General features: G+C 46.2%; 14 protein-coding genes and 1 pseudogene. 2 read left to right on the forward strand and 13 right to left on the reverse strand.

From position 1 onward, the window contains the following. Positions 1 to 122 precede the first annotated feature (122 nt). The 4 genes from ACF8EG_RS24795 to ACF8EG_RS24810 all read right to left on the reverse strand — a co-directional run bounded on the left by ACF8EG_RS24795 (position 123) and on the right by ACF8EG_RS24810 (position 2102). Positions 123 to 380: a transposase gene (locus ACF8EG_RS24795; RefSeq protein ID WP_267414087.1), complete on the reverse strand. Its 258-nt coding sequence runs from the start codon at positions 378 to 380 to the stop codon at positions 123 to 125. 162 nt (positions 381 to 542) lie between these two features. Beyond that, on the reverse strand, positions 543 to 614 hold the full coding sequence (locus tag ACF8EG_RS24800; RefSeq protein WP_242536749.1) for a winged helix-turn-helix domain-containing protein: 72 nt from the start codon (positions 612 to 614) through the stop codon (positions 543 to 545). A gap of 154 nt (positions 615 to 768) precedes the next feature. Continuing rightward, positions 769 to 867 carry a helix-turn-helix domain-containing protein gene (locus ACF8EG_RS24805; RefSeq protein WP_139124744.1) on the reverse strand — a complete coding sequence of 33 codons (99 nt, stop codon included), beginning with the start codon at positions 865 to 867 and terminating at the stop codon, positions 769 to 771. Positions 868 to 1112: 245 nt separating this feature from the next. Then, positions 1113 to 2102 (reverse strand): sensor domain-containing diguanylate cyclase, encoded by a 990-nt coding sequence (locus ACF8EG_RS24810; RefSeq protein WP_069507440.1) that lies wholly within the window; start codon positions 2100 to 2102, stop codon positions 1113 to 1115. 489 nt (positions 2103 to 2591) lie between these two features. Here ACF8EG_RS24810 and ACF8EG_RS24815 point away from each other — a divergent pair. After that, positions 2592 to 3533, forward strand: a pseudogene (locus tag ACF8EG_RS24815) (ABC-F family ATP-binding cassette domain-containing protein); the annotation flags it as partial. Beyond that, positions 3529 to 4479 (forward strand): MFS transporter, encoded by a 951-nt coding sequence (locus ACF8EG_RS24820; protein WP_069507441.1) that lies wholly within the window; start codon positions 3529 to 3531, stop codon positions 4477 to 4479. The pseudogene ACF8EG_RS24815 and the gene ACF8EG_RS24820, both read left to right, overlap by 5 nt. 127 nt (positions 4480 to 4606) lie before the next feature. Here ACF8EG_RS24820 and fis read toward each other — a convergent pair whose 3' ends face one another. The 9 genes from fis to ACF8EG_RS24865 form a co-directional block, all read right to left on the reverse strand. Then, entirely contained in the window at positions 4607 to 4903 is a 297-nt protein-coding gene (gene fis / locus ACF8EG_RS24825; protein ID WP_000462885.1) for a DNA-binding transcriptional regulator Fis, read from the reverse strand. Between the two features lie 23 nt (positions 4904 to 4926). Continuing rightward, the gene (gene dusB, locus ACF8EG_RS24830; RefSeq protein WP_069507451.1) at positions 4927 to 5895 is read right to left on the reverse strand and encodes a tRNA dihydrouridine synthase DusB; all 969 of its coding nucleotides are present in this window, start codon (positions 5893 to 5895) and stop codon (positions 4927 to 4929) included. A gap of 139 nt (positions 5896 to 6034) precedes the next feature. Beyond that, entirely contained in the window at positions 6035 to 6922 is an 888-nt protein-coding gene (gene prmA, locus ACF8EG_RS24835) for a 50S ribosomal protein L11 methyltransferase (protein ID WP_020839802.1), read from the reverse strand. Between the two features lie 130 nt (positions 6923 to 7052). After that, the gene (gene accC / locus ACF8EG_RS24840) at positions 7053 to 8396 is read right to left on the reverse strand and encodes an acetyl-CoA carboxylase biotin carboxylase subunit (protein ID WP_020839801.1); all 1344 of its coding nucleotides are present in this window, start codon (positions 8394 to 8396) and stop codon (positions 7053 to 7055) included. A 14-nt stretch (positions 8397 to 8410) separates the two neighbouring features. After that, a complete protein-coding gene (gene accB / locus ACF8EG_RS24845; RefSeq protein WP_005459553.1) occupies positions 8411 to 8869 on the reverse strand; it encodes an acetyl-CoA carboxylase biotin carboxyl carrier protein in 459 nt (152 codons plus the stop codon). Positions 8870 to 8930: 61 nt separating this feature from the next. Then, entirely contained in the window at positions 8931 to 9380 is a 450-nt protein-coding gene (aroQ, locus tag ACF8EG_RS24850; protein ID WP_017449381.1) for a type II 3-dehydroquinate dehydratase, read from the reverse strand. 304 nt (positions 9381 to 9684) lie between these two features. Beyond that, positions 9685 to 11637: an acetate--CoA ligase gene (gene acs / locus ACF8EG_RS24855; RefSeq protein WP_029843553.1), complete on the reverse strand. Its 1953-nt coding sequence runs from the start codon at positions 11635 to 11637 to the stop codon at positions 9685 to 9687. A 237-nt stretch (positions 11638 to 11874) separates the two neighbouring features. Next, complete coding sequence (locus ACF8EG_RS24860) at positions 11875 to 12504, reverse strand: 3'-5' exonuclease (protein ID WP_021449808.1); 630 nt, start codon at positions 12502 to 12504, stop codon at positions 11875 to 11877. Between the two features lie 32 nt (positions 12505 to 12536). Next, a complete protein-coding gene (locus tag ACF8EG_RS24865) occupies positions 12537 to 14363 on the reverse strand; it encodes a DUF294 nucleotidyltransferase-like domain-containing protein (RefSeq protein WP_053343235.1) in 1827 nt (608 codons plus the stop codon). Positions 14364 to 14582 lie beyond the last annotated feature (219 nt).

Genomic DNA, 14582 nt, shown 5'->3' on the forward strand with positions numbered 1-14582 from the left:
TTTTAGGCTGTCATTTTCCCTTCCAAGAGAAGTCATACCAATCTGGAAAATTAACTGGTCAGGTCTATCCATCTTCTCGAGCATATTTTGGTGACTCTTTTGGAGCAATCCAAAAACCGATACTATGCATCGCAGACTTTGGAGATGATGTCGTCGTAACCCGTAAAAGGTTGGTTGGATAAATCGCGTTGCCTCAACCAACGCCATACTTGTTCGATAGGGTTTAGCTCTGGAGAATAGGGCGAAAGTTTGATGACACTGACATTCTTAAAGTCATTGGCAATTTCTTCTGTAAGCCATCCTCCTCCATCCATTACAACGACGGCGCGACATCCCTCCTCCGTGACTGCTAATATTGGTTTTAAGTGCTCTATCATGATGTCTTTATTAACCCAGGGACAATGATAGCCTCACCAATTCCTTTTCTGGGACAGACTGAACCGAACAGATAAGTATACACAAATTGTTCTTGCTTCACGGCTCTTGGGCGAGTTGCTTTTTCAGCCCATAAGCGTGTTGTCGTGTTTTGAGCGGGAAGTTATTCATGAAAAGCCCATGTGGTCGAGCAGGTAATAGATAGAGTCAGGGCGGTAGTGCTTGCCAAATTTTTTCATGATATAAGCGTGGATATCGAAAACAGTCAGTCGTCCGCCTTGTGTATCATTGGTTTTATCTTTTATATCTTGACTCAATTGTTCTTTTTGCTCGGAAGTTAAGAATGGTGATCTTCCTCTTCTTGGCTTTTCTTTGCCGTCCTTCCGTCCCTTCTTAAAGAGAGGTCTGAACCCACTTATTGACACTGGTTCGGCTTACCTTGAGAAACTTGGCGATTTGTGTGCGTGAATGTCCATCATTTGAAATGAGCAAGGGCCTGCAGGCTCATTTTCATCTGAATGGATTTTTGCTGACTTGCGAGCTTTTTAAAGTCGATATTAAGGATGTAATGATGGTGGTTTGGTTCGATAAATAGCGAACACATATAGAGCACTTTTTACTAATAGTTATAAAGGTTTTAGATAAGCGAGTTTTTAGCGATGTTATTGTGGGGAGTGCGTAGGACGGAGGTTTCTTAGTAAAGAGGCTATTGTGGTCAGAAAGGGGGGAACTTATATTTAAGAAACTCTTTGTATTTTTAAGTGACCGGCTTGATAAAGCTTAAGATCTGGCAGGTTTTCGTAAGCTAGGGTGACTTGATTGCGTCCTGAGTGCTTTGAATAGTACATCGCTTTATCGGCCTCGATTAGAAGCTCTTTTGCGTTGGATTGTTGTGAATTCAACCCTGCTACACCAATACTAACAGTGGTCGTAATTTCAACGTCATCGACATGACAGATCGTTGCTTGTATAGCTTGGCGTATGCGCTCAGCTACGTCATACGCTTGAATCGCATTCGTATCTGTTAAGATTACTGCGAACTCTTCTCCTCCCAATCGACCTATAAAGTCGCTGCCACGAATGACTCCTTGGCAAACGTGAGCAATGCGAGTGATAACATGATCACCAGAAAAATGACCAACTCTATCATTAATATCTTTGAAGTGATCAATATCGATCATCAAGCATGAAAGTGTTTTAGAACGTTTTGTATGTTGAATGATCGCATTATCTAAATTGGAGATAAACGCCCGGCGGTTGAGAAGACCAGTAAGTGCATCAGTTTCTGATAATTGTTTAAGGCGTTGCTCTAGCAAATGAGTCTTGGTGATATCACGTACAGACCAGATCACCAGTTTGTTTGCATTTTCAGGAGCGTTAACTGGTTTGATAATCGCTTCAAACCACATTTCTTCTGGATTTTCTAACGCTTCTAGTTCTTCTATAGGCAGGAGTAGGTGGTCATGCAGAGAAAGATTGTATTTCACGACTTTCGCTTCGTTATCTTGCATAACGTCAAAAATGAACCCCATGAGTTCATCTGCTTTGCTTGGGGAAAGGACATCGCTAAGCTGTAAGCCAGTGTAGCGTTTTGCGTTGAACGTTTTGGAGTGGTGGGTTCCACCAAAGCTTTCAATATAGCGCCCGCTTTCGTCTAGGATAAACACATGATCAGGTAGGGTGTTTAAAATGGCTTCTAACCATGTTTCCCTTTCTTTATAAATCATGTGGTTACTTTCCTTCTTTTCGGCAAGTAGCCGATTATATAGGTTTGTATTGATGACACAATCAATATGGAACACATAATGGTTTATCGATTCAGCTAATCTGTGTGTGTTAGCTTTTGAGCTGTTTGAGTGAAATTTTTATAGCACTTTGTTTCGTGCGGGTGTAGGCTCTTGCCTGTATATTTTTGAGACAAAAATTCATGTTATATCTCTTGTTTAAAAACTTCGTAAGAAGGCTGAACTCCGTGCATAAAACGCGATGAAGTGTTGCTCGGAGTCATAAATTATCTTCATCAGATGTGGAAATACGTGCACAGCTAAGCTGGAAAATGCGTAAGTTGTATTACATCTGAGTAAAGACAAGAGACCGCCGGTGATATTTCATCACTGGCTTTTTTGTATCTGAAGTTTGAAATCAGATATGAAGTTACCCATAGTTGAAATAGGGGCCGGTATGTAAGTACCGGCCCTTTTTATTTGGTAAAAAACATGAGTGTGTTACACGTTAAAAATATGTCCTATCAGGTTGTTGATCATCACCTATATAGCCATTCCCACTTCACTATTCATGCTGGAGAGCATGTAGGAATCACCGGTGCAAACGGAGTAGGAAAAAGTACGTTGTTAAAGTTGCTTGTTGGTGAAATTTCTGCCGATGAGGGAGATATTCATTGGCAGCCAAACTTAGAGATTGGCTATCTTGATCAACATCTTGTGGTTGATAAAACTCAGACGATTAGAGAATGTTTACAATCGGCATTTAATGAGTTGTTTGAAGCTGAACGTGAATTATTTTCTTTGTATCAAGAGATGGCTGAATCTGCATCGCCTTCTTTGCTTCGCCGAGTTGCTAAGTTACAAACGGAATTGGAAGCCCAAGGCTTTTACGCCTTACATGCCCAAATTGAAAGTGTATCCGCAGGGCTTGGTATACAGCAGTTGGGACTGGATACTCTAATGAGTGCGTTAAGTGGCGGGCAACGCCATAAGGTTTTATTAGCGCGCTTATTGTTGCGTGAACCAGACGTCTTATTGTTAGATGAGCCGACTAACTATCTTGATGCAACTCATATTGAGTGGTTGAAGAGTTATCTCAATGCTTATGTAGGAACCGTACTGTTGGTGTCTCATGATGTGAGTTTCCTGAATGCGGTTACTACCTGCATCTGTGATATCGACTATCAAAAAATCCAGAAATACACCGGCTCATACCACAAAGCAATGGCGCAAAAGCGACACAACAATTCGCTGTTGGAAAAAGAGTACCACTCACAGCAAGCTGAGATTAAGAAACTGGAACAGTTTATTGCGAAAAATGGCGCAGGTGTGAATGCGAGCATTGCGAAGGGCCGTAAGAAACAATTGGATAAAATTGAAAGGATTCAGTTGCATAAAACAGATGCCGTGACTGAATTTGATTTTTCTTATGCTGCCTGCTTGTTTCGTTTTTGGCATCTCCTCGATTCTGACTGGCTTGGTTAGCCAGTTTGAATGGGCTTTAGTCACTCGTGTTGTTACGGGCATTGCTAGCGCAGGAATGCTGCCAATCGCATTTGCGTTGGCTGGTGATGCAAAAGGTGGGCGCTCGATGCGGCAGATTGTGATGGTGCAAGCTGGATTGACATTAGGAATGATAACCAGCCCTGCTATCGGCGCACTGATCACTCAGCTCTTATCATGGCGAGCTGCTTTTATCATCTTAGGGATGGCGGCACTTGCTGTTGGGGCCTTAGTTTGGGGATGCATGAGAGAGCACCATGAGCAGAACGAGCGGTTAATGACATTACCTCCCGTTATAGAGGCATTTCGCCTTCCTGGAGCTTTGGGTGCGATTGCGGCTATGTGTTTTGGCTTAGGTGGTGGTATTGGTGTGTTCAATCTCATTGGGCTCAATATGCGAGATGTCGCGGGAGTGTCGATAAGTTGGATTGGCATGATGTACGCAGCTTTAGGAATCGTGAGTGTTCTTGGAAATCTACTCACGACTCGAGCTTCTCATCGCCTTGGAAGTGGCCGAGCTGTAATGCGTATTGCGCTTATGGTGTGCATGCCATGTAGCATCTGGGTATTTGCGTGTGGTGCGAGCCAATTCGTGGCCTATCTTCCCATATTGGCAATTTGGTCGTTGGCAGGCGGTATAGGCTCTCCGGCTCTACAGGCTTATATAGCGAGCTTATCGGATGAATATCGAGGAGTTTTAATGTCATCTGCGATGAGCATGATGCATTTTGGCGTCGCAATTTGGTCTGCGCTTGCTGGATTTGCCTATGATGTAGGGAGTGAATGGGTCGCTGTATTGGCCGTATTACTCTTTGGCTTCGGTATCGCAGCATTGAAGCCCATTCAGGAAATGGAGCAACTCCAGCGCTACTCATAAAAGAGTGTGAATCGCGTGATGCGAAAGTGTCACGCGTGTTTCTTCACTAATATTTTTAGATCAGTAGATAAAGAAAAGCCGCTACCCGAAGGTAACGGCTTGTTCCAAATACTTTTGAAATCCGGTCTTAGTTCATGCCGTATTTCTTAAGTTTCTTGCGAAGAGTACCGCGGTTGATACCCATCATAGTTGCTGCGCGAGTTTGGTTACCGCGAGTGTACTGCATGATAGTATCTAATAGTGGCTGTTCAACTTCAGCTAGAACTAATTCGTATAGTTCTGTTACTTCCTGGCCATTTAGTTGAGCAAGGTAGTTTTTAAGAGACGCTTTAACAGAGTCACGTAAAGGCTTTTGAGTAATCTGGTCTTGTGACGTTACTGTAGTTACTGTTAATGCTTCTGAAGTCAGATTTTGTTCGAACATATTCGGTCTAGCTCTTCTCTTAATTATGATGCAACGTTATCAAAATAACCTTCTAGCGCTTCAATTTGCAGCGGAGCTGCGTCGATAGCGTTGAAGGTACGGCGAAACTCACTCGCTTGTTCATGTTCTTTCAGATACCAACCTATGTGCTTACGCGCGATACGTGGACCTAAATACTCACCATAAAATTCATGAAGAGCATTCACATGACCAAGCATAATGGCTTTCACTTCCTGAGTGGGAAGCTCCTCCATTGTGGTGCCGTTTTCCAAATAGTGATGGATTTCCTGGAAAATCCAAGGACGGCCCTGGGCAGGGCGTCCAATCATTAAAGCGTCCGCACCGGTGTACTCCAGTACAAATTTGGCTTTCTCCGGGCTATCGATATCACCGTTCGCGATAACCGGAATTGAAATCGCCTCTTTTACCGCTTTAATGCTGTCGTATTCGGCCTCACCTTTGTACATACACGCTTTTGTTCTGCCATGCAGGGCAAGAGCTTGTATGCCGCAGTCTTCGGCTAATTTAGCGATTTGGACACAGTTTTTGTTGTCTGTATCCCAGCCTGTTCGGGTCTTTAACGTTACAGGAACGTCTACCGCATTCACTACCGCTTTCAAAATCTCTTCGATAATGGTTGGGTATTGAAGCAGTGCAGAGCCCGCCAGCTTCTTATTCACTTTTTTTGCCGGGCAGCCCATGTTGATGTCGATGATTTGCGCACCGTTTTCAACACTGAATTGAGCTGCATCTGCCATAAGCTGTGGATCGGAACCGGCAATTTGTACAGAGCGAATGCCCGATTCGCCTTCATGTACCATGCGCTGTTTCGACTTCGACGTTTTCCATAGTTTTGGGTTGGCGGACATCATTTCACTGACGGCCATTCCCGCACCATAACGAAGACACAACTCGCGGAACGGTCTATCCGTTACACCAGCCATAGGGGCTACGATTAGATTGTTCTTAAGTTGGTAGTTTCCGATTTTCAAAACGTCATCACAGTTCTGTGCCAGCAAGGGCGCGCATTTTACGCATTTTTTCACTGCGTGAAAAGACTAATATTTGAGCATTTACAAATTGTTTTTGTAAATTGTATGAATTTCAAACAATTAGCCCTGAAAACCTTGTCTAGCCTTGCTTACGACCAGAGATGCGACACCATTCGCTTTGCTCAATGATAGGGTCAATGTGAAGCTCATCACGGTAATAGCTTGCAACATCTTCCGCTTGCGTGTCCAAAACACCAGACATCGCTAGGGCGCCATTTGGCTTAACTAGGCCTTTAATGATTGGTGCAAGTTCACGTAGTGGGCCAGCAAGAATGTTAGCAACAACCACGTCTGCAATCAGACCTTCTGGTTGGTTGTGAGGAAGGTATACTTCTAGTTTGTCGGCAACGCCGTTACGCTCTGCGTTGTCTTTTGAAGCAAGTAGCGCTTGAGGATCAATGTCGATCCCGATAACTTTTTCTGCGCCCAGTTTGATCGCTGCGATCGCAAGAATGCCTGAGCCACAGCCGAAGTCGATAACGGTTTTACCGCTTAAGTCCATGCTTTCTAGCCACTCAAGGCAAAGCGCGGTTGTTGGGTGAGTACCAGTACCGAATGCAAGACCTGGATCCAGCATTACGTTGACAGCGTCTGGTTCTGGCACTTCACGCCAGCTTGGGCAAATCCATAGGCGCTCACCAAATTTCATTGGGTGGAAGTTTTCCATCCACTCGCGTTCCCAGTCTTTGTCTTCAAGCTGTTCAACTTTGTAAGCAAAATTTTCTGCTAGCATATTGCTTGCTTTGATTTGGTCGATGATGAAGTTGGTATCGGCTTCTGCATCGTACAGTGCCAGAATGTCAGTATCGCCCCATAAGCGAGTCTCGCCAGGTAGAGGTTCGAATACAGGTGTATCCTGCGCGTCTAAGAAAGTTACAGACAGCGCACCAGTCTCTTCCATTAGCATGTCGCCGATTTGCTCGGCGTTTTCATTGGTCGCGTTGAGTTTGATTTGAATCCAAGGCATTTGTTTTTGCTCTTAAAGTGAATGAAGTGGCGCAGAGTTTACCAGAACTCTGCGATTTGTTTGAGTATAGACTTTATACAAAACAAAAATGCCCACAGATGTGGGCATTTATTTAGAGGTTCGCTGAGGCTTATTGTAGGCCTAGTTTCTTCTCTAGGTAGTGAATGTTCGCACCGCCGTGTTGGAAGTTTTCATCATTCATGATTGACACTTGCAGTGGCACGTTAGTTTTAATGCCTTCGATGATCATCTCACCCAGTGCATTCTTCATACGTGCAATCGCTACGTCACGGTTTTCACCGTAAGTGATCAGCTTACCGATCATTGAGTCGTAGTGAGGTGGTACTGTGTAACCAGAGTAGATGTGCGATTCCCAACGAACACCCATGCCGCCTGGCGCGTGGAAGCGTTGAATCTTACCTGGAGATGGTAGGAAGCGCTCTGGGTCTTCTGCGTTGATACGACACTCAATCGCATGGCCGCGGATCTTGATGTCATCTTGAGTGAATGACAGTGGTTGACCTGCTGCTACGCGAAGCTGTTCTTTGATTAGGTCGATACCGGTAACCATTTCTGTTACTGGGTGTTCTACCTGAATACGAGTGTTCATTTCGATGAAGTAGAATTCACCGTTCTCGTATAGGAATTCGAACGTACCCGCGCCACGGTAACCGATTTCAATACATGCACGAGTACAACGTTCGCCGATGTACTTACGCATCTCTTCAGTGATGCCAGGAGCTGGAGCTTCTTCCACTACTTTTTGGTGACGACGCTGCATAGAACAGTCACGTTCACCTAGGTGGATTGCACCGCCTTGACCATCAGCAATAACTTGTACTTCAACGTGACGTGGGTTTTCTAGGAATTTCTCCATGTAAACTATGTCGTTGTTGAATGCAGCTTTTGCTTCTGCACGAGTCATAGCAATAGCTTGAACGAGGTCTTTTTCTGCACGAACTACGCGCATACCACGACCGCCGCCGCCGCCAGATGCTTTGATGATAACAGGGTAGCCGATACGCTTAGCGTGAGCTTTGTTCTTGTCTTCGTCGTTATCTAGTGGACCGTCTGAGCCAGGTACACATGGAACGCCCGCTTTTTTCATTGCGGTGATCGCTGATACTTTGTCGCCCATCATGCGGATAGTGTCCGCTTTTGGACCAACGAAGATGAAACCACTGCGCTCAACTTGCTCTGCGAAGTCAGCGTTTTCTGACAAGAAGCCGTAACCTGGGTGGATAGCTACCGCGCCAGTTACTTCTGCTGCAGAAATGATGCGTGGGATGTTTAGGTAGCTGTCGATACCACGAGCAGGGCCGATACATACGGTTTCATCTGCAAGTAGTACGTGCTTAAGATCGCGGTCAGCTGTTGAGTGAACAGCAACGGTCTTAATACCTAATTCTTTACAAGCGCGAAGAATACGAAGTGCAATTTCACCTCGGTTCGCGATGACTACTTTGTCTAGCATAAGGCAAGCCTCGCTTATTCGATTACAACTAGAGGTTGGTCGAATTCAACTGGTTGGCCGTCTTCAACTAGGATTGCAGTAACAACGCCAGATTTGTCCGCTTCGATTTGGTTCATCATCTTCATTGCTTCAACGATACATAGCGTGTCGCCAGCGTTAACTTTTTGGCCCACTTCTACGAATGATTTCGCATCAGGACTTGGAGAGCGGTAGAAAGTACCAACCATTGGAGAAAGAACTTGGTGACCTGCAGGTACCGCTGCTGCTGGAGCTTCAGCTGCTGGCGCGTCTGCTACAGGTGCTGCTACTGGCGCAGGTGCTGCTACTGGAGCTGCTGCGTAGTGAACTGGTGCTGGAGCTGCTGTGCCGTGACGACTGATGCGTACTGACTCTTCACCTTCAGAAATCTCTAGCTCAGCAATGCCAGACTCTTCAACTAACTCGATTAGCTTCTTGATTTTACGAATATCCATCTTTTCTTTCTCTTTTATCTTGTGATTAAGACAACCCCTGTGGGGTTGCAGAGTGTTAGGGTTACTTTGCCTGTAGCTTTTTAATCGCGGCAGACAGAGCGAATTCATAACCTTGTGCGCCTAAACCGCAGATCACGCCTTCTGCCTTATCAGACAGGTAAGAGTGATGACGAAACGGCTCACGTGCATGCACGTTCGATAGGTGCACCTCGATAAATGGGATGGCAACGCCAAGTAATGCATCTCGCAGTGCTACACTGGTGTGAGTGAAAGCAGCTGGATTGATGATGATGAAATCAATCTTGCCGTAAGCGGCATGAATGGCTTCAATCAGTTCGTACTCACGATTTGATTGTAGGTGTTCCAATTCCACCCCTGCGTTGTGCGCTTGTTCAGTCAAAGCGTCCACAATTTGTGCTAGGGTGTTGTTACCATAGTGTGTCGGTTCACGCAGACCTAATAGGTTAAGATTTGGTCCGTTTAGAACAAGAATCCGTGACTTTGCAGACATTATGTTGCTATCTTCCCTTATCGTGAGTGGAACGTTTATATTCCCAAATATACGATAATTCAGCACGATTTTTTTGTTAAAACCGAGCAAATTTTAAAAAATCGACCAAGATTATAGCTAATTCATAGCAATTAGCAGCAATTTACTGGTCTAATCTCCCAATTGCCCGCTTCGTTTCTGTAACCAAGTTAACAAAAACAACATAATCACCATATCTATGCTGTGGTTAATTTGCGCCCAAAAGCAAAAAACCGCCATGCAAAGATGGCGGTTTTCGTTCACTGTTTAAAACAGGCTGGCGAGCTTATACCAGTTCTGCTTTTTCGGCGATGAGTTTGTCTACTACACTTGGATCGGCAAGCGTTGAAGTATCGCCTAGGTTGCTTGTATCACCTGTCGCAATCTTACGCAGAATACGACGCATGATCTTACCTGAACGAGTCTTTGGTAGAGAGTCTGTCCAGTGCAGTACATCAGGCGTTGCAATTGGACCAATCTCTTTACGCACCCAATCTTTCACTTCTTTGTGCAGTTCTGCGGATGGGAATTCGCCATCGTTGAGCGTGATGTAGGCGTAGATCGCTTGGCCTTTGATGTCGTGTGGAATACCAACAATCGCGGCTTCGGCAATTTTGTGATGCGCGACTAGCGCAGATTCAATTTCAGCGGTGCCCATACGGTGTCCAGACACGTTCAGTACGTCATCGACGCGGCCAGTGATCCAGTAGTAGCCGTCTTCGTCACGACGCGCACCGTCACTGGTGAAGTACATGCCCTTAAAGGTTGAGAAGTAGGTTTGTTCGAAGCGTTCATGGTCGCCGTAAACCGTACGCATCTGACCTGGCCATGAATCAAGAATTACCAAGTTACCTTCAGCCACGGTGTCTTCAAGGATATTACCCATGTTATCAACCAGTGCAGGTTGTACGCCGAAGAATGGGCGAGTTGCTGAACCTGGTTTGAGATCTGTCGCGCCCGGAAGTGGAGCGATCAAGATGCCGCCGGTTTCCGTTTGCCACCAAGTGTCGACGATAGGTGAATTTTCGTTACCGATCGTTTTGTAGTACCACTCCCATGCCTCTGGGTTGATTGGTTCGCCCACTGAGCCCATGATGCGAAGGCTTGAGCGAGACGTGCCAGCAACCGCTTCGTTGCCTTTTGCCATCAGCGCACGAATAGCCGTTGGTGCGGTGTACAGAATGTTCACTTGATGCTTATCGACCACTTCGCTCATACGGCTTGTGTTCGGGTAGTTTGGTACACCTTCGAACAGGATGGTTTTCGCACCGTTCGCAAGTGGTCCGTAGATAAGGTACGTGTGGCCAGTAATCCAGCCTACGTCTGCGGTACACCAGAACGTTTCACCTGGTTGGTAATCGAAGACGTATTTAAACGTCATGGCAGCATAAACAAGGTAGCCACCTGTTGTGTGAAGTACGCCTTTTGGTTTGCCTGTCGAGCCTGATGTGTAGAGGATGAACAGTGGGTCTTCCGCTTTCATCTCTTCTGGTGGACAAACATCAGATACTTTTGCGGTTGCTTCGTGCCACCAAACATCACGATGCTCATGCCAATCTACATTGCCGCCTGTGCGTTTTAGTACCACAACTTTGCTGATGGTTTTTACTTCTGGGTTAGTGAGTGCTTCGTCCACGTTCTTTTTCAGTGGAACGGCACGTCCACCGCGCACACCTTCGTCCGCAGTGATCACAACTTTCGCGTCAGAGTCGATGATACGACCAGACAGTGCTTCTGGTGAGAAACCACCAAACACCACGGTATGCACCGCGCCGATGCGTGTACACGCCAGCATAGCGATAGCTGCTTCTGGCACCATTGGCATGTATAAACACACCACGTCGCCTTTGCGCACGCCTTGGTCTTTTAATGCGTTAGAGAACTTGCACACTTCTTTGTGCAGTTCGTTGAAAGTCAGCGTTTTGTCGTCTGCTGGATCATCGCCTTCCCAGATGATCGCTACGTCGTCGCCGTGTTCCGCGAGATGACGGTCGATACAGTTTTCAGATACGTTCAGTGTGCCATCTTCAAACCAGCGAATGTCAACGTGGCCGGTGTCGAATGAGGTGCTTTTTACTTTGGTGAAAGGTTTGATCCAATCAACGATTTTGCCGTGCTCGTTCCAGAAGCCCTCTGGATCGGTGACTGACTGCTGATACATGGCTAGGTAGGTATCATTATCCGCGTGTGTATGAGTTTTAATATTTTCTTTTACCGGATAAACGTGGGCTTCGCTCATGGCTTCTCTCCTTGTGCCTTAATTCTCGGCCTTACACCAATCTACTTAAGATTCTGAATATGTATTTTTGTAGGGCTGTCTTTTGGTTCTTAAATACTCAGTCGTCCTAGAACGACGTTGTGCCTATAACTGTCAGTCACAGCGCGTATTTCCACAATTAGACTTTAGGATGAGACAGAGGGGTGTGCCGGAAAATGCTTGAAATAAAAGTAATTATGGGAGCTAGGTCAACAGGATTTATGTGTATGGCGCGGTGAGATTTGGCAGATCGCCCTTGGTGAGGCGCACAAAAACCAAGGCGGCAGAAATCGCATCTTGCAGCGCGTCGTGTTTATCTTGAATGGGCAGTTCAAGGTGCTTGCAAATCGCATCCAGACTTAAGTCGAAGTAGGCATTGGGTAAATGCCGTTCTAGTTTGTCGTGATAAATCTGGCTGACTTCAATCAATGGGTTTGGCAGTGGGAAGCCGAGTTGCCTTTGGCAGGCAAGGTCGAGAATTTTTTTGTCATAGCGAATGTGATATCCGACTAAAGGACGGTTGCCGATGAACGTGAGCAGTTTCAGCAACGCTTCTTTCTCGCTGATACCATCAGCCAGATCTTGGTGGCGAATTTTATGAATTTTCACTGACCCAGAATCTAACGATTGGGGTGCACGTAAGCGTACTTCAAAAGGCTGACTGGTGAGGATGCGGTTGTCGATGATCTTGGTTGCCGCGATGGTTACCAACTCAGCACGGTTCGGATCAAGGCTGGTGGTCTCACAATCTAGAGACACAAACTCGGTTTTGTGTGGCGCACAAAACAGCGACTGATAAGGCGAGCCTTTCAGTTTGTAATGCCAATATTTGCGTTGTAACCAGTTCATCCTCTACGCCTCATTTTGACTTGTGTAAGCGCTTAATCGCGGATTTGATAGTGGAAGCCCAAGAACTGCTTAAACTTCTTCACCACATGCAAGCTATGACGCAGCAAGTCACGCTCGGTTCGGTCTAACTGTTTGATATCAATGTTGTTAAGTGTTTCTTGTTTACTCAATTGCTGATGAAGGCGAATCTTAAAGAACAGCTTCAACGCTTCGTTTAAGTTGTCTGCGGTCTCCGGTTCTAAGATGCGTTTTTTTCTTAGTGCTTCGATGCGTTCAAAGGTGTTTTTTTCTTCAATCGCATATTCCAACGACAAGGTGCGAATACCATGCACGATAGGGAAGATGCCACCACGTTTGATATCCAAACCATCCTTGGCACTTTTTACGTTGCCAAACAGAGTCAGGGGCACGGAAAATTGCAAAGCAGGGCGCGTGAAATCCGACAAAACCAGCATGCGATCTTTCATGCTGTCTCTGAGGTGATTTGCTATTGGGGTGAGAAGCTCTCGATTCCCTGCTACTGCATGTGCGTCACTGAAAATCGCCAAGTCCATGATTGGTTCAGGTTCCGCCTTCGCAATCCAATGATCTAAGGTGTGGATCCACTCTTGCTGCGTTTTGACCCATTTCGGGTTGTTGACCATCACTTTGCCGGGGCAGAGTGGGTAACCAAGCTGCTGCAGAGTGTGGGTGAATGATTGCATCACTTGTTTGCAATGTTGCCATTCTAGCCCGTCTTCAATAATGAGCGCGTTGTCTTGGTCGGTCTTAAGAATTTGCTCGCCACGCCCTTCTGAGCCCAGCACGATCAAACAACAGTGGTCGTGCAAAGCGGGTGGCACCACCAGTTCAAAGGCTTTTTCGATAATTTGTTCGTTTACCGCAGAGATGAGCTCCATGATGAAGCGAGTGCGGATGCCGTTTCTCAGCAAGCTTTCTACCAGTTGACGTTGACGGTTTGAGGCCAACGCCAGTTCTTCTACGCTGCTTGCTCGTGCAATGCTGAGTGTTAACACGTGGGAGTGCGTCGAAAACGCGCTCAGAATCTGTGTCATGTCGAGCATGCCCACCGCGCGATTGCCTTCGCAAACCATCAAACGTTTCATGCGATTACGTGTCATGGTGATCATGGCGTTAAACAGAAAATCCCCGTCATCAACATGGTAGACAGGGAAAGTTGCGATCTCACCTACGGGCGTGTTCACGGCGCAATTATCCAACATAACCGAGTGCAGCATGTTGGTACGAGTCACGATGGCGTACGGGTGAGCTGACGGCCATTTTGCCAATCGCGGGTCGTCGTCATGGAGCTGAACCAATGCAGCATCGATGCCGTTATCTTTTAGAGTTCGAGTTACCTCGTTGATTGGCGTTTCTGGCGCGAGGATCATCGGCGGATGATAAATGCTGTTATCGACTTTAGTCAGAATGAATTCGGCCAAGTTTTGCTGTTGCTGCGCGGCTTCGATGAGTTCTTGTCGTTTGGATAAGTTGTTGTCGAAGTAAGCCGCGAACTGGCCATTCTCGTTATAAAGCTCGAGAAAAACGTCTTTTGGCAGCAAGTACGAAAGGGTGTCTTCCAGCGCGATGTATTGATGTCGAACGCATTCTTCAAACAGCGAGCGCACATCAAACATGTCATCATTGGCGTAGTGAGCGAACACTTCGGATTGGTCTTTGGAACGTTCTTCGACTGCGCCTTTGATCAATATGTGCAAGTGAGGGTTGGTCTGCCCGCTAGATAAAATGACATCTCGAGTTCGATAGTACGCCACATCTAAGGACGAGCGTAGCCGAGTTTGCTGGGCATCGGTCAGACGATCGAACGGGGGAGATTGCATATTAAATTTGTCAGGCATGGAGACACCTAAAATTGGGAGGAACACAGTATAAGTCTGACAAATTTCTTGCCGTAAGCCAGACGACTTTGGTCTAAACCGCTGGACATTGATGAGCGAGTTCGGCGCTTCAAAAGTCAGAATGACATCGAGGAAACGGTAAGTTGCCTATTCTTCCCTTTTTCTAATACGCATAGCGATCCATAATCCACGGTTCGAGCGATGGTGTTCCCGTTTTAG

It is taken from the genome of Vibrio sp. YQ_11, from assembly GCF_043103065.1.
GTDB lineage: Bacteria > Pseudomonadota > Gammaproteobacteria > Enterobacterales > Vibrionaceae > Vibrio > Vibrio parahaemolyticus.